The 14,060-nt window shown below is 60.5% G+C and carries 15 protein-coding genes and 4 pseudogenes; 11 read left to right on the top strand and 8 right to left on the bottom strand.

From position 1 onward, the window contains the following. Positions 1 to 3: 3 nt before the first annotated feature. From B0G81_RS44990 to B0G81_RS37690, 3 genes are all read left to right on the top strand, one after another. Complete coding sequence (locus tag B0G81_RS44990) at positions 4 to 270, top strand: hypothetical protein (protein WP_241975127.1); 267 nt, start codon at positions 4 to 6, stop codon at positions 268 to 270. 104 nt (positions 271 to 374) lie between these two features. After that, positions 375 to 686 (top strand): ATP-binding domain-containing protein, encoded by a 312-nt coding sequence (locus B0G81_RS44995; RefSeq protein ID WP_243856822.1) that lies wholly within the window; start codon positions 375 to 377, stop codon positions 684 to 686. Positions 687 to 852: 166 nt separating this feature from the next. Next, positions 853 to 1,110 (top strand): hypothetical protein, encoded by a 258-nt coding sequence (locus B0G81_RS37690; protein WP_121325201.1) that lies wholly within the window; start codon positions 853 to 855, stop codon positions 1,108 to 1,110. A 91-nt stretch (positions 1,111 to 1,201) separates the two neighbouring features. Here B0G81_RS37690 and B0G81_RS37695 read toward each other — a convergent pair whose 3' ends face one another. Next, positions 1,202 to 2,254: a PDDEXK nuclease domain-containing protein gene (locus B0G81_RS37695; protein ID WP_121311395.1), complete on the bottom strand. Its 1,053-nt coding sequence runs from the start codon at positions 2,252 to 2,254 to the stop codon at positions 1,202 to 1,204. 326 nt (positions 2,255 to 2,580) lie between these two features. On the opposite strand from B0G81_RS37695, the gene B0G81_RS37700 reads away from it, so the two are divergent. Both B0G81_RS37700 and B0G81_RS37705 read left to right on the top strand, forming a co-directional pair. Further along, positions 2,581 to 2,823, top strand: a complete 243-nt coding sequence (locus B0G81_RS37700) for a type II toxin-antitoxin system CcdA family antitoxin (RefSeq protein ID WP_243856823.1) — start codon at positions 2,581 to 2,583, stop codon at positions 2,821 to 2,823. Beyond that, positions 2,823 to 3,143, top strand: coding sequence for a CcdB family protein (locus tag B0G81_RS37705; protein WP_134143334.1), 321 nt, complete (start codon positions 2,823 to 2,825; stop codon positions 3,141 to 3,143). The genes B0G81_RS37700 and B0G81_RS37705 overlap by 1 nt, the downstream gene beginning before the upstream one ends. A gap of 618 nt (positions 3,144 to 3,761) precedes the next feature. Here the strand turns inward: B0G81_RS37705 and B0G81_RS37710 are convergent. Then, positions 3,762 to 4,337 (bottom strand): TetR/AcrR family transcriptional regulator, encoded by a 576-nt coding sequence (locus B0G81_RS37710; protein ID WP_134143335.1) that lies wholly within the window; start codon positions 4,335 to 4,337, stop codon positions 3,762 to 3,764. Between the two features lie 197 nt (positions 4,338 to 4,534). Here B0G81_RS37710 and B0G81_RS37715 point away from each other — a divergent pair, with 197 nt between their 5' ends. The 4 genes and pseudogenes from B0G81_RS37715 to B0G81_RS37730 form a co-directional block, all read left to right on the top strand. After that, entirely contained in the window at positions 4,535 to 5,992 is a 1,458-nt protein-coding gene (locus B0G81_RS37715; RefSeq protein WP_134143336.1) for an amidase, read from the top strand. Positions 5,993 to 6,113: 121 nt separating this feature from the next. Beyond that, positions 6,114 to 6,719: a TetR/AcrR family transcriptional regulator gene (locus B0G81_RS37720; RefSeq protein ID WP_134143337.1), complete on the top strand. Its 606-nt coding sequence runs from the start codon at positions 6,114 to 6,116 to the stop codon at positions 6,717 to 6,719. Between the two features lie 111 nt (positions 6,720 to 6,830). Then, positions 6,831 to 7,520 carry a type 1 glutamine amidotransferase domain-containing protein gene (locus B0G81_RS37725; protein ID WP_134143338.1) on the top strand — a complete coding sequence of 230 codons (690 nt, stop codon included), beginning with the start codon at positions 6,831 to 6,833 and terminating at the stop codon, positions 7,518 to 7,520. A gap of 152 nt (positions 7,521 to 7,672) precedes the next feature. Then, positions 7,673 to 8,263, top strand: a pseudogene (locus tag B0G81_RS37730) (alkene reductase); the annotation flags it as partial. A 157-nt stretch (positions 8,264 to 8,420) separates the two neighbouring features. On the opposite strand, the gene B0G81_RS37735 reads toward B0G81_RS37730, so the two are convergent. Next, positions 8,421 to 8,684 (bottom strand): DUF4148 domain-containing protein, encoded by a 264-nt coding sequence (locus B0G81_RS37735; RefSeq protein ID WP_134143339.1) that lies wholly within the window; start codon positions 8,682 to 8,684, stop codon positions 8,421 to 8,423. 394 nt (positions 8,685 to 9,078) lie between these two features. On the opposite strand from B0G81_RS37735, the pseudogene B0G81_RS45000 reads away from it, so the two are divergent. After that, positions 9,079 to 9,180: pseudogene (locus tag B0G81_RS45000) on the top strand (IS6 family transposase); the annotation flags it as partial. 415 nt (positions 9,181 to 9,595) lie between these two features. On the opposite strand, the gene B0G81_RS37745 reads toward B0G81_RS45000, so the two are convergent. Together B0G81_RS37745 and B0G81_RS37750 are read right to left on the bottom strand one after the other, a co-directional pair. Beyond that, positions 9,596 to 9,793 carry a hypothetical protein gene (locus B0G81_RS37745; protein ID WP_134143340.1) on the bottom strand — a complete coding sequence of 66 codons (198 nt, stop codon included), beginning with the start codon at positions 9,791 to 9,793 and terminating at the stop codon, positions 9,596 to 9,598. A gap of 477 nt (positions 9,794 to 10,270) precedes the next feature. Beyond that, positions 10,271 to 10,576, bottom strand: a pseudogene (locus B0G81_RS37750) (ATP-binding protein); the annotation flags it as partial. Here B0G81_RS37750 and B0G81_RS37755 point away from each other — a divergent pair. Further along, a pseudogene (locus B0G81_RS37755) lies at positions 10,548 to 10,679 on the top strand (ATP-binding cassette domain-containing protein); the annotation flags it as partial. The pseudogenes B0G81_RS37750 and B0G81_RS37755 overlap by 29 nt on opposite strands. Positions 10,680 to 11,121: 442 nt before the next feature. Here B0G81_RS37755 and B0G81_RS45660 read toward each other — a convergent pair. From B0G81_RS45660 to B0G81_RS37765, 3 genes are read right to left on the bottom strand one after another with little or no spacing between them, the layout of a single operon-like run. Further along, the gene (locus B0G81_RS45660; protein WP_347877477.1) at positions 11,122 to 11,820 is read right to left on the bottom strand and encodes a methyl-accepting chemotaxis protein; all 699 of its coding nucleotides are present in this window, start codon (positions 11,818 to 11,820) and stop codon (positions 11,122 to 11,124) included. Between the two features lie 3 nt (positions 11,821 to 11,823). Then, entirely contained in the window at positions 11,824 to 12,810 is a 987-nt protein-coding gene (locus tag B0G81_RS45665; protein WP_347877478.1) for a Tar ligand binding domain-containing protein, read from the bottom strand. A gap of 40 nt (positions 12,811 to 12,850) precedes the next feature. Beyond that, a complete protein-coding gene (locus tag B0G81_RS37765; RefSeq protein WP_243856890.1) occupies positions 12,851 to 13,981 on the bottom strand; it encodes a porin in 1,131 nt (376 codons plus the stop codon). Between the last annotated feature and the right edge of the window lie 79 nt (positions 13,982 to 14,060).

A 14,060-nucleotide genomic window follows, 5' to 3' on the forward strand; every position in this document is an offset into this window, starting at 1 on the left:
CGGATGCTGCTGGCTCTCGCAACGCCAGGTGTGCTGCTTCCGGTGATCAAACGCGGACGCGTGCTCGCACTGCTCGGTGAGCGCACGCCCATCCGGGAACAGGAAACCATCGGCTCGATCCTGATGGAAGATGCCGCGCTAGCGCCGCCGGTCGACGCAATCCTGTGCCGGAAGAATGTCACGGCGATCTGGGCAGTTCGCCGCGGCACTCGAGGCGGGACATCGACCTGCGATCCGGATGAGTCCGGCCGAGATTCTCGCATACGCTGACGGCGCGGACCGCTTGCTGGCCGGCCAGCGGGCATTCCGCCCGGCGGCGGAGCGATGCGCAGGCGTTTGCGCGCAGCGCATTTGGTCAGGACCTGCTGCCGGTTGTGCGCATCGTCGACGAACTCGGTACTGGCTATCTGCAAGCCTTGGCGCCGCGCCCGGCGACGGCAGGCGCCGCAGACTATGGGATCTCAACCGTACACCGTGCCAAGGGGCTCGAATGGAAGCGGGTCAAGGTGGCGAACGATTTTCGCCTGCGCGGTGCCGACGGCCGCCCGATGCCGGACGAGGATGAGCTTCGGCTGCTTTACGTGGCCGTGACTCGCGCGCAGCATGCACTCGATATCTCCGCATTGCGCGACGAGCGCACCGGCTTTTTAGTCTCCTGCACCAGGCCTGGCCGGCATAACAGATGAAATCCAGCGTCGACCCAGTTCCGGCACCGCGGCGATGTTCACGCAGACCACGCCCACCTGCCGCCCGCGGCACGCGACAGAAACTGGGGCTCACATGGACGTCCGGAACCGGGGTAGAACGGCATTACAGGGCTGGATGCCCATGAATTCAAGGAGATCTAATACGATGGCAGCACCGAGTTTTGTCTATACGATCTCCTGTGTCGCGAAGATGCTCCGAGAGCCGGTGGATTGGCTGGACGAACTGGCGACTCTGAACCTGGAGCCAGAGGACGGGTGTCTCGGGATCATCGACGATCTGGACGTCCCCGCCGAGCAGTTGGTCTCCGTAACCGCCTTCACGGATGCTGGAATCGAGGCACTCAAGGAGCTGGTTGCTGAAGCAAAGCGGCAGTCTGGCGGGACGGGCAGCGCAGGTAGATAGGCGCGGATCAGGACCACGCATGCACGCCCTGGCAGACCAGGGCGTCATCGCCGTCCCCACGATCGGGCAATCGTCCAGTCATCCGGGCTGATCACTGCCGCTGTGCATCGGGCAAATCGGGCCGGAGTTCCGCCTCGATCTGATCGATTGATGGCAGACCGCTTTCCAGCGATTCAGGCACATGGCGCAAAAGCTGATATTCGGCAACGCCCATTGGGTTGGCCACGCCGCGCAGCGCATATTCCGCCACGAGCCGGTTCTTTTCCTTGCACAGCAGCAGGCCAATTGTCGGCTGGTCCTCGCCCGCCTTGACCTGCGCGTCGATCGCGGACAGGTAGAAGTTCAACTGGCCTGCATATTCGGGCTTGAACGGTGTTGTTTTCAGTTCGACGACGACGTAGCAACGCAGCTTGAGATGGTAGAAAAGCAGATCGACAAAAAACTCGTCGCCGCCTACCTCCAGCCGGTACTGGCGTCCCACGAATGCGAAGCCGGCGCCCAGTTCGAGCAGGAAGCGGGTGATGTGTTGGGTGAGCGCGCGCTCGATGTCGCGCTCCTGGGCGTTCTCGGCCAGACCGAGGAAGTCAAGGATATACGGATCCTTAAGCGCGTCGCGCGCGAGATCGGACTGCGGTGGCGGCAACCGGTCGGCGAAATTCGTGACTGCGTTGCCGGCACGCCCATGGGCGGCCGTCTCGATCTGCATGGTCAGCACGCTGCGCGACCAGCCGTGCTCGAGCGACTTTTCCGCATACCACAACCGTTGGGCGTCGTCGTTGAGCTTGTCCAGCAGTGTCACGACGTGCGACCACGGTAATTGTGCAACGGGCTGTTGCACAAATTCCGGCTGCGGGAAGGCTTGTGCCAGCGCGCGCATGTACTTGAGGTTGCGAGGCGAGAATCCGCGCATGTCGGGAAACGCTGCCTTGAGGTCGCGCGCGAGCCGGTCGACAACGCCGGCCCCCCAGCCTTGTCGCTGCTGCCTGTCGAGAATGTCGCGGCCAATCTGCCAGTACAGTGTGACCAGTTCGCGATTCGCGCTGGCCACGGCGCGCTGCCGCGCGCGCTCGACGCGCTGCTTGAGTTCGGCAAACCAGTGGTGATAATCCTCAGCCCATGCGGGCGTACCCAGATCTTTGTTCATGCGCTTTGGTAGTCGGGGCACCGGTTGTCGCGCCCGGAAGGAAATTATCGTGGGGGAACCGGCAGTCGACAAGCGGAGCCAGCGTGGAGTCGCCGCGATGATACCATCGCACCCCGTTAAAATTGTTGATAATTTATCTTATGTCAAATCGAACAGCTGCTGAACGGCGAAGACAACCCGCAAAAGCCCGATTTCACGCGCATCAGGACCGCCCTGCCTGACTGCGCCACATTGCTTTCCGCTTATGACCGGCAACCAATCAATACACTTGCGATCCACCGAGCTTGTGCATCATAATGCACATGGTATGCAACATGGAGCCACACATGGGTAAAGCACTCGAAGTTCGACCGCGTAAATCCACCAACGTCACCTTGCCGCCCGAGGTGCTGGAGCGGGCCAAGCAGCTGGGTATTAATCTTTCGCGGGCGAGCGAGCGCGGCGTGCGCGAAGAAATCCAGGAGGCGGAGGCGCGCCGATGGGCGGATGATAACGCCGAGTTGGTCGCCGCTTACACTGTGATGGTCGATCGCGACGGGCTTCCGCTCGCGAAATACAGGACGTTTTAATGGCCCGGTTTGATCTCTACACGAATCCCGACATTGAGACGCGCAAACTTGCACCTTACCTGCTCGACGTGCAAAGCACCCATGTCGGCATTCTGCCGACGCGCATCGTGATTCCTCTACGACCTGTCCGACATCTCGCCTTCTCCGGCAAACCATCCGACCTGCTTCCCGTTTTCGAAATCAACGGCGAAGAATGTTTGCTTGATACGCCTGGCATGAGCGCGGTTCCCCTGGCCGCTCTCGGCAAGTGCATCGGTTCCCTTTCAGATCGACGTGAGGCCATCCTCGCGGCGCTCGACCGGATCTTCGGCGCATACTGAGCGATAACAGGACGGTTTCGTTCGAACGACACAACCCCCATATCAGCAAATCAGGCTCAAACCTCTAAACATTTATCTCGCTGTTGCGCTTCGCCCTTGAAACCGCCCGGGAAACCGCGATTAAAGATGCGATGCAATTCGACAAGCATCAGGAAAGGCTCAGGCAGAGTGGCGCAACGATGCGTCCTGGTCCGCCGAGCCTATTGGCGAAGGTATTGGCCGTGGTGATAGGCGCTGCGCTACTCGTCGTGGGGTTCGCTGCGGGGTGAAAGTTTCCCCTCCCCGCCAAACACTCAGGCTGCGGGGTGCCGCACTCGGTGGGGGCCCGGAAATGCCCGTTGGAAATTTCCGAACCCCGAACAACCGTTTTGCGTCAGGTAAACGTTTGGCTAAAGTGCTGGTGAAATTCGACAGCCCCTGCTCAACCCACGATCCCCAAATAGAAAATCGCAGATCACATCCGCCCGCCGGACCCGCTCGGGACATAGCCGCGATCCAGGTCGCGATCCAGACAGCCCCCTTGATCTCCCTAAAGCCGCGCCAGGTTTGACTCCCGCCCGGTTGGGCGACGTTGCCGCCCTTACGGCCGATCACGCGACATTAAGCGTCGAGGCGCCCCTATCCCGGCAATAACCCGACGGCCCTGTAACTGCTGATCAAGGTATCGAACAACGCGATGTCTGCCCTGCCGCGCGCCATCAGTTGAGCGCCGGCAACCGCTGCGTAAATCGCGCACGCGCGCTCCCGCGTCCCCTCGGCGGCGACGACGCCCGTTGCCTCGAGAGACTTGCGAAGCCAGGCCACGTTGACGTCCGCGAAGGCCTGCACTTCTTTTTTCACGACTTCGGGCAAATCGTCATACTCCGCGGCCATAAAGCTGCTCAGGCACATGCGGTTGTCGCACTCCAGCGACTTGCGGAACGTCTCCGGGTATCGACGCAAACCGACAAGCGGATCGCCCGATGCCGCGGAGAGCGCTTCCAGAGCCGCAGCCGCGTCCTGGTGGTAGCGTCGCGCGACCGCCGCCGCCAAGTCGGCCTTGCTCGCGAAATGATGGTAGATGCTGGCACCCTTGATGCCCACGTCCTGTGCGAGCTCACGAATATTCAGCCCGCCATAGCCGTGCGCCTGCGCCATTCTCGTGGCGGCAGCAAGAATCCGATCCCCCGAGCCAGTGACGGTTTCATTAGTCAAAACAGCCCTCCGATGAAAAAAGTGTTGACTGCACTCATTGTACCGCCTAGAGTTTTAGCTAACAAACGTTAGGTAGATTTTTATCCCCGGCCACGCAGCTCACCTGCTGGCGTTTTTTTAACCCAAGTTGTCTACCTATCGTTCGGTAGGCCAAATCAATCAAACCCTAGCCGTATTGCGCCCCGCCAAAGGAAAGCATGAACTCCGAACTCTTTCACCTTGACGCCACCCGTCTGGCTGAACTCATTCGCACACGTGAAGTCTCGCCGGTCGAAGTCGTGCAGGTACACCTTGATCGCATCCACGCCGTCGATCCGAAAGTCAACGCCATCGTCACAGTCGCAGACGGTGCGCTGCAAGCCGCCAAGGCTGCCGAAGCGGCTGTGCTTTCAGGTCAGGCGTTGGGGCCGCTGCACGGCGTGCCCTTCACCGCAAAGGATTCGATTGACACGGCGGGCGTGGCGACCCAGCGCGGCTCGCCCATCTTCAAAGGACGCGTTCCTGACGCCGACGCGACCAGCGTTGCACGGTTGAAAAACGCAGGCGGCATCCTCCTCGCAAAAACGAACTTGCCCGAGTTCTCGTACTGGATCGAGAGCGACAACCTGCTCAGCGGTCGATCGAATAATCCGTGGGATCTTGAGCGCACTCCGGGCGGCTCCAGCGGCGGCGAATCGGCGGCCATCGCAGCGGGTATGTCGCCGCTCGGGCTCGGCACCGATCTGGCGATTTCCGTACGGGGACCCGCTGCGCAGACAGGCATCGTTTCGCTCAAGGCGACTCACGGACGTGTGCCGATGACAGGAATCTGGCCGCGCGCCCCGCGCCGCTTCTGGCACGTTGGTCCGATGGCTCGCAGCATCCGCGACCTCGCTCTCGCGTTTTCGCAACTGTCGGGTCCTGATGGCCGCGACGCTTTTGCGAGCAGCACAGTCCCGTTCGATGCGGGGGTGGGCCGCTCGCCGGACCGTCCGCTGCGAGTCGGCTGGATGGTCGAACCCGGCTTCGGACCCGTCGATCCCGAAGTCGCAGCCACGGTGCAGGCAGCGGCGGAAGCGCTCAAAGGCTTGGGCATTCTGGCGGAGCCCGTACGCATTCCTGCCCTCGAGCGTGACTTCGCTCTCGATGTCTTCAACCGCCTGCACGTCATGGAAATGAAGCCGGCATTTGCGGAAGCGACCGCAGGGCGCGGTGAGGACGAACTCTACAAGATGGCCAGGACGATGCTCGCGCTGCCCGATACCTCGATGAAGGACTATATCGACGCTGAACAGGCCGCCGAGCGTCTGCGTGACGGATACGCCGAATACTTCCGGAAATACGACGCGTTGATTACGCATGTGCTGCCGATCCCGGCTCACAAGCACGGCGTGGATACGTTCACGATCAACGGCCGCACAGTGGATGCGACCTATCTCCAGGGCGCAACCGTGCCGCTGAACGTCACGGGCTTGCCCGGTATCTCCATGCGATTCGGCACAAGCAAAGGGGGCCTGCCTATCAACGTGCAGATCGTCGGCAGCTGGCAGGCTGAGTCGACCATTCTTCACCTGGCGTCACTGCTCGAATCGGTCAGCCCTGTGCGCGACCGGCATCCGAACATCTGGGTGGCTGGCGATTCGTTGGTCCGTCAAGAGAAAAGCGCCACGGGATGACGGTCTCCCTGGCGCTTCCTCCCGGAGGGAGAACCCCACTCTTTGACCCTTTGCCACGCAGTCGTAAATAAATCGAAAAGAGTTATAGACGACTGGTCTACTATGCTCTATGGTTTGATCCATGGCTACCGCAAACGCACACGAATCGGCCGATGTTCGCGAGAACATCATTGCCGTAGGGCAACGGATCATCAGCGCGAAAGGTTTCTCAGCCGTGGGGCTGAACGAGATCCTTTCCGCCGCGGGTGTGCCGAAGGGTTCGTTCTACCACTACTTCGTTTCGAAAGACGCCTTCGGCGTGGCGTTGCTGGAAAGTTATTTTGAAGAGTACCTCGCCGATCTCGACAACACGCTCGCCGCGCCGAACCTGACGATGGCGCAGCGCCTGATGAACTACTGGCAAATCTGGCAACAGAGCCAGTCGTTCTCGGACTGTCAGGGCAAGTGTCTCGCGGTCAAGCTGGGCGCTGAAGTCGCGGATATGTCCGAGGCGATGCGCGCCACGCTGAACCGCGGCACCTCAGGCATCATCATGCGGCTGGCGCGCGCGATCCAGGCCGGTGTTGACGAAGGGTCGCTTGCGGTGAACGAGGACCCGTCGACGGTGGCGCAAAGTCTGTACGAGCTGTGGCTGGGCGCAAGTGTGATGGTCAAGATCGTGCGCAATCTGCAACCGTTCGAGAACGCAATGGCGACGACACGGCACCTGCTTGATCTGAATCCATGACGCATAAGTAGCACGCAGGCGGCACTTCCCTGGAAGTGCCTTTATTAGCGGTTTTTACTAGACGACTGGTCTACTATTTCTGGAACTTCACTTCACTCATTGGAGAACGACATGAAAGTATTAATGGTTTTGACCTCTCACGATCAATTGGGCAACAGTGGCCGCAAGACCGGCTTCTGGCTGGAAGAACTGGCCGCGCCATACTACACGTTCAAGGACGCAGGCGCCGAGATCGTGCTGGCCTCGCCGCAAGGCGGTCAGCCGCCGCTCGACCCCAAGAGCAACGAGCCGGCCAATCAGACCGACAAGACGCATCGCTTTGAAAAAGACGCAGCGGCCAAGGCGCAACTCGCGACGACGGTGCGTCTGGATAGCGTCTCGCAGGCCGACTTCGACACGGTGCTTTACCCTGGCGGTCATGGCCCGCTGTGGGATCTTGCCGAAGACGCGAATTCGATCGCGCTGATCCAGTCGTTCCTCGCTGCAGGCAAGCCCGTTGCGCTGGTATGTCATGCACCGGGCGTGCTGCGCCACGTCACCACGCCGGGCGGCAAGGCGCTGGTCGAAGGCAAGAAGGTCACGGGCTTCACGAATTCGGAAGAAGCCGCGGTCGGCCTGACCGGGATCGTGCCGTTCCTCGTCGAGGACGAACTCAAGGCCAAGGGCGGCATCTATTCGAAGGCCGACGACTGGGCGCCGTACGTAGTCACCGACGGCCTTCTGATCACCGGACAAAACCCAGCTTCGTCCTCTTCCGCTGCCGCCGCTTTGATGAAGCACCCGGCGCTCGCCGCGCAATAAAAACCGCATATCTGCCGACGCGCATTGCCGTCCGGCAGGCGCGCGGCGTTTCCACCAGAGAGCCAGTTAGCTGATCGCGCACGAAAACGCGCAGCCGGCTCGGTCTAGCCCGTCGCAACGGGCGACTCAGGTCATTCGGGAGCGAAAAGAACATGGAATACGCTTCACTTTTCACGCCGCTCAAGCTGGGACGGCACACCTTGCGCAGCCGTATCGTGCTGTCGCCGCTGACGCGCCAGAGAGGCGCCCAGCCCGGCGACATACCCACCGCATCGAGCGCGATCTATTACCGCCAGCCCGCCGGCGCAGGATTCATGATTAGCGAGGGCACGCAGATCGAACCGCGCGGTCAGGGCTACGCGTGGACACCCGGTATCTACAGCGACGAACAGATCGAAGGCTGGCGTCGCGTGACAGACGCGGTACATGCTGAAGGCGGCGCCATCTTCGCGCAGTTGTGGCATGTCGGCCGCGTGTCGCATACCGCGTTGCAGCCGGGAGGCGCGGCGCCGGTTGCGCCGTCGTCGATCGCGGCACAGAAGGTAAAGGCGTCCATCGAAACGGGCCCCGGCAGCGGCACGCTGGTCGAGCCATCGGTGCCACGCGAGCTGAGCGTCGCCTAAATCGGCGAGTTGGTCGGCCTTTACACAAAGGCTGCGCAGAACGCGCTACGTGCGGGCTTCGATGGCGTCGAGATTCACGCGGCCAATGGCTACCTCGTGAATCGGTTCATCTCGGCGCACACGTAACCTGACGCAGGCCAGGTTACCAGGTTTCGCCACGGAGTTGTGGGTAATAGCAAGTGGGACGAGTCGCTTACCTTCCACTCGCTAGTGGTATAAGTAGTCCTCACCATGCGGGGCATTGTCCAACGCACTTTTCTTCTTGCGACAGAACCCTTCAGTTCCTCTGCTTCGCTGAAACTTCGGCTTGCTGGACGGACCCGGCGGCGGCACGTGCGGCACGCAATGCGGCAACCTTGCGCGCGGCGTCGACGGCCAGCTCTGGGTACCCTGCTTCGGAGAACTCGTAACCAACGGCCTGATAGTCGGCAAGTTCTGATTTCACCTCGGCGCGCGTCAGTTCGGACGCTTGAGCCATCGATGGAGCCGCGCCCATCACACCCAGTAAGCCGGTACACAACACAATCCAAGCAATCTTCATGGTAATTCTCCAGAATGACCTAACCGGAACGGTTAACTGAACTCTAGCGATCACCGCGTGCGGGAAAAACCCCCGCGCGAGGAAGACATTCTTGCCGCTTGCATGGAGAATCTGCGGGCGCTCTCGCTCGCCTATCGCTAACACAAGTCATGAAGCGGATCGTGAACTCGAAGCGCTTCCGTGGCCGCGCCCATCCGCTTCGTCAACACGCTGACTTGCGATGCCAGGAATGCCGCTGTAGATGTTTCACCGTGCGCCCAACGGTGCGGAATGCCATTAGCAGATGGCTGTCGACAACTTGCAACGTCTGCGACGCAGCCGTCAAATCGGCTTTGATCAAGTTGATGACCGTGCCGGTAAAATGGCGGGATGAAGAAGAGCAAATCACCTTACTATGGTTTTCCGTTTGCCGGCGTCGGTCATCTGCTGCGCAGTACGGTGGTACCACCGGTTCAACCTGAGCCTGCGGGACATCCTGGAACTACTATTCGAGCGCAAGGGCGGCAGCGAGCCGGCCGCGCAGTAATGAGGTCGGGGCACGGGGTGTTGCAAAGTACAACGCCCCATGCGCAAATGTAGTGATGGCGTACCAACGCTAAAGCCTGTCCGGTCTGCGATAGCACGCGAAACCTGAGATGTAACGAGGTTGAGTTTTTGTGCTGCCGCGGTGAAGCTGCTGTGTGAGCGACCATTGACGCAGAGCCTGCCCTTTGCGCCGCTTCGTTCTCCGGCGGCACCTATCCGTCGGCCTGGTCGGGGAGCAAAACCTGCTTCGCCCAATGCCCGAACTAATATTAACCAGGGCGACAGCGGCTAAAAGCATAAGGACCGGTCACCTGGCCCTTATTGCAGACTCTTATCTGGACTCGAATTCTTGCCTTCTACGGCTGCCGTTTAACAACGGGCGATAATTATCCAGGCAATTTCATCGAGACGTGCGCGGGGGCTGGGTCCGGTGTATTTAATAACCCGTTTATCCCGTCTATAACACGGCAGGCTTCAACGAGTGCTTTTTCCTTGTCTATATCGTGTCCGCCAACAATACGGGACATGTCGGAAGTGGACAGTTCCTTCTCCTGATGCAGGTCGACAATATTCAGTGTGCTCATTTCTTTCACCTACTGGAAGTAGTTTGGCAAGAATGTCTGGGCTGTATCGAGCGATTTAATTTGCGCTCGCCCGATGAAAAAGCATGTTTTGCGCCAAGCTCGTCTCGAGGTGCTCGTCAACGTGTAACCAAATGTTTATACAAGTCTTTTTTCAAGCCTACGCTCTTTACCGGTGATTTTAAGTGTGTGTATGAGGACTGTATCCCAACACACGGATACCCCGTGTTGGTTGTTTGAAAACACATCGTTGTCATGCGGCGGCATTGGAGGAGTCAACGCGAGCAGGCGAGACGCACCGACTTCCCTGAAGCCGCCCGTCTACCGTCGTCACGCGTTCGCCAAGCCCCGATCGAGTGCCGCCGCGACGAACTGCACGTTGGGTTCGACGATCAGGTCGGCGTGGCCTGGACAGCGTCAAGCAGGAAGTCCGGTTTACCGACAAACATCTTGGCCGGTCGGTCGAGATGTTTGTCGCTGTCAGTTGGACATGGTTGTCGCTCCGTTCGGATTGTCAGCGGGCAATTGACGGCGCCGCTCCTTCTGTTTGTCGCTGGCTTTGCGGCGTCGATAGCTTTCAACGTTCAGTTCGAAGATCGTCGAGTGACGCACAAGCCGGTCAATGGCCGCCACTGTCATGCCCGGGTCGGGGAAGACGTCATTCCAGCCTGAGAACGGCTGGTTGGCCTTTATCAGAAGAATTTTCCGCTCGTACCTCCCGGCGATCAGCTCGAACAGCACGCTGGTTTCGGCCTGGACGGTCGCGTTGCGCAACTTCAGCATGTCGGTAGCCAAAGGCGAGTTCGTCGCAGTGGCGGGGCCGACAGGTTGTGGCAAATCGACCACCCTCAGCATGATCACCGGACTGCTCAAGCCGACCAGCCATGACGCGAAGAAAGCAACGCGTTCATGTTCATGGCGGCCTGTTAGAACGTATGCCAGTCAGCGTCGGCCGTCGCGGCATTTCATGTGCAGGCGCTGCAGGGTTCGGCAGCGCTGCGCTTTTTGCGACTGACACGGAACGCGCGCGAACATACGCGCCCGTGCGACATCATCTGGTTCGATGCGGAACGTCGTTGGGAAAAGGATACGGTGCGTGGGGGCCCGGCCATTCAGGTGCGGGAGGTCCGGTGAACGCATCGCATCCCGCAAAGCCGGCCACGAACATGCAGGTTAGCAAACCAACCCCAAGCCGCCACAACGTCGCTCGAGCGCCCATCTGACACCTCCCGCACACCCGCCCGCTCCACTGGTTGGACCGGTAACCAGGGCTCGGGTTGCACCGCGATGACCCTGTTTGTATCGAACCGAAAGTGTTCGACGACGTTTGCTCAGGTGGTCGCTAGTTCTGACGCCACCCGATCCTGCCTGCGAAGTTCCTCGTCGTGCTGCTGGCGCGATGCATGCAGCCGGAACACGGCAACCGCGTCGTCAAGAGCGCCCGCCTGATCTTCGAGCGACGCCGCCGCCGCAGCCTGCTCGACCAGCGCGGCATTCTGCTGGGTCGCATTGTCCATCTGCGTGACTGCGCGGTTGATCTGTTCGATCCCACGCGACTGCTCTTCGGAAGCTACGCTGATTTCGCTCACGATACGGGTTACATTGCGCGCAGCGCTGACGATTTCCGCCATCGTGGCGCCAGCGCGGGTCGCGAGTTCGGCCCCGTTCCGGACCTTTGCGACCGACCCACTGATGAGTTCCCGGATCTCTTTCGCCGCGGCCGCCGAGCGTTGCGCCAGGACGCGCACTTCGCCTGCCACCACCGCAAATCCGCGCCCTTCCTCGCCAGCACGTGCAGCTTCAACGGCGGCATTCAGCGCGAGTATGTTGGTCTGGAAAGCGATACCTTCTATTGCGCCAATAATGTCAACGATCCGGTTCGATCCTGACGACATGTCCGCGATCACGTCGATGACCTGATCGACAACGTCGCCGCTGCGCGCCGCGATCTCCGACGCACTTTCGGCTAGCGCCCTGGCTTCTCGCGCATGGTCGGCATTCTGGCTGACTGCCGCCGTCAATTCCACCATGCTCTAAGCCGTTTCCTGCAGCGTCGCCGCCTGCTGTTCTGTACGCGTCGACAGGTCGGCGTTTCCGCTTGCAATCTCGCGCACGCCGTGTGCGATCGCTGCCGTTCCGTGACGAACCTGACTGACCGCAGCCACAAGACTTTCCTGCATGTGGGTCAGCGCGCCCATCAGGCGGCCCATTTCGTTGGCGCGCACACTCGCGATCTGCTCCGTGAGATCACCTGCGGCGATGCGCTCGAAGTGCTGGATCGCCACGTTGATCGGCCGCACGATAGAGGCTGTCACCATGAAGCGCGCGAACACCCCGAGCGCGAGCGCGGCAAATCCGATCGCCCCAAACACCCAGCACAGCAGATGAAAACGCTCCTGGGCCAGTGCGAAGCGTGCCTTCTGCTGTTGCACCTGAACGTTCTCCAAGGCAAGCTGGGCGCCTTTATAGTCGCTGAACACCGCCTCAGGCGCCTGACGCTCGGTGGTGCGGAACGTAATGAAATCGTTCTGGTCGAGCGCCGCCACTTCGGGGGCCAGCACCTGTTTCATCAGCTGCTCACGTCTGGCGCGCAGGGCGTCAGCCAGGCCTTTCTCCACGCTGTCCGACGGCGGCTGCATCAGGTAGGCCGCCAGTTCGCGATCACTGTCTGCCAGCCCGGCGTGTACGCGGGCTAGTACCGCGTCGGTGGGTTTTCCCTGTGCGACGAGCGTTTCGTAGGCGCCAAGATCGACCCGTACCTGCAAAATCGCTTCGCCGCTCGCGGTGAGGTGGCGCAAAGCAACCGTCTCTTCGCTGTACATCTTTTCCAGCGCCGCGTTGGCCGTCTTAAGACCCGCGACGGACGCGGCGATTACGAACACCAATGCGGCCGTATAGCCGGCGACCGTCACCGTAAGGGCGGTGCGGATGGTGGTATTTCTGAACATGGTAGTCGTCCTCGACCCGCGGAACAGAAAAAAGCGGCGAACGGATATATCCGTCGCCGCAAAGAGGAGCACATTTCGTCGATGAATCAGCCGAGAGGCACGGCTTCGGGGATCAGAAGCGGGTGCGCACGCCGGTCGTCAGTTCAAGCTGGTTGGTCGCGCCAAACGTACTGCCGACCGTATAGCCACCATGGAGCCGCATATAGTCGCCGGCCAGATACACTTCGGTGCGCTTGGACAGGTGATAGAACACCGAACCGTACAGCGTTTCCTTGAAGCCGTTATGGAGGCCGGACGCCGGATCAAACGCGCCAATGTTCGCGTTCGGGATATCACCGTCGCCGTTGTACGCGGCGTTCTTCACGCGCATCTGCTGATAGCCGAGCTGGTAGTCGAGCGGGCCCTTCGGCGACAGCTTGAGCGACACGGTCCACGCGTTATCCTGACGCTGACCGAGCGCGCCCTGATTGCCGAGGTACCGGAAATAGCCTGCATTGGCGCGCAGAATGCCGAAGTTATAGTTGCCACCCACCGACCACGTCTGGTTGGTAAAGCCAACGCGATTTACGTGACTGTAGAAGCCCGATACGTCAAACACACTACCGTTATACCCGAGTGCTGCCTGGTAGTTGGCGTTGGAGCCGAAACTCGTCGAATTGCCGAACGCATAACCTGCGCTCGCGAAGATCCCATTGCTAAAGAGCTTCTTCCAGGCGACACCGTTGTTGTAACGCGTGCCCGTCGCGCTGGCCGCATAGAAAATCATCTGCTTGAAGTTGTTCGAGTTCGTCCAGCCGCCCTCTTCCGTGGTCAGCCGCGCGCTCCCATAGGGGTCGCCGTAGATCGTAGCGGCATCGCGCGCGATGGTGTTCTGGAAGCCTGCCGTGATCTTGCCGAACGTGTCGTTCTCGATACCGACCCACGCATCGCGGTCGAAGATCTGGCCCGGGTCTTCCATCTGGCCGTTGGCAACCACAAATTCGCTCTCGAGCCGGAAGATGATCTTCGTGCCGCCCCCGATGTCCTCCGCGCCCTTGAGACCCCAGCGGCTGCCGCTGAACCACGGTTCACCGTCGTTGCCCATGCCGACCACGTGATTGCCGTTCGCGTCCGCGTGCGTCCGGTAGGTAGGAAAGCTCAGGTCCATCAGTCCGTAAAGCTGGACACTCGACTGCGCGTGCGCGGCTGTCGCTCCAAGCGCACCGGCCGCGATAGCCAGCGTAAGATACTTTTTCTTCAAGATCGTCTCCTCTGATTACTGCGTTGAAAGTCTGATTTTTTGCCTGCGGCTGCTCTAGCCCGTACCGTCCCGGTACGTCAAT

Origin of the sequence: Paraburkholderia sp. BL6665CI2N2, from assembly GCF_004366535.1 — a bacterium.
Taxonomy (GTDB): Bacteria; Pseudomonadota; Gammaproteobacteria; order Burkholderiales; family Burkholderiaceae; genus Paraburkholderia.

Excerpts from the sequence above, each read along its gene's own strand:
- B0G81_RS44990 (WP_241975127.1), top strand. The coding sequence starts at position 4 with ATGCTGCTGGCTCTCGCAACGCCAGGTGTGCTGCTTCCGGTGATCAAA.
- B0G81_RS37690 (WP_121325201.1), top strand. The coding sequence starts at position 853 with ATGGCAGCACCGAGTTTTGTCTATACGATCTCCTGTGTCGCGAAGATG.
- B0G81_RS37695 (WP_121311395.1), bottom strand. The coding sequence starts at position 2,254 with ATGAACAAAGATCTGGGTACGCCCGCATGGGCTGAGGATTATCACCAC.
- B0G81_RS37700 (WP_243856823.1), top strand. The coding sequence starts at position 2,581 with ATGGGTAAAGCACTCGAAGTTCGACCGCGTAAATCCACCAACGTCACC.
- B0G81_RS37705 (WP_134143334.1), top strand. The coding sequence starts at position 2,823 with ATGGCCCGGTTTGATCTCTACACGAATCCCGACATTGAGACGCGCAAA.
- B0G81_RS37715 (WP_134143336.1), top strand. The coding sequence starts at position 4,535 with ATGAACTCCGAACTCTTTCACCTTGACGCCACCCGTCTGGCTGAACTC.
- B0G81_RS37720 (WP_134143337.1), top strand. The coding sequence starts at position 6,114 with ATGGCTACCGCAAACGCACACGAATCGGCCGATGTTCGCGAGAACATC.
- B0G81_RS37725 (WP_134143338.1), top strand. The coding sequence starts at position 6,831 with ATGAAAGTATTAATGGTTTTGACCTCTCACGATCAATTGGGCAACAGT.
- B0G81_RS37735 (WP_134143339.1), bottom strand. The coding sequence starts at position 8,684 with ATGAAGATTGCTTGGATTGTGTTGTGTACCGGCTTACTGGGTGTGATG.
- B0G81_RS37745 (WP_134143340.1), bottom strand. The coding sequence starts at position 9,793 with ATGAGCACACTGAATATTGTCGACCTGCATCAGGAGAAGGAACTGTCC.
- B0G81_RS45660 (WP_347877477.1), bottom strand. The coding sequence starts at position 11,820 with ATGGTGGAATTGACGGCGGCAGTCAGCCAGAATGCCGACCATGCGCGA.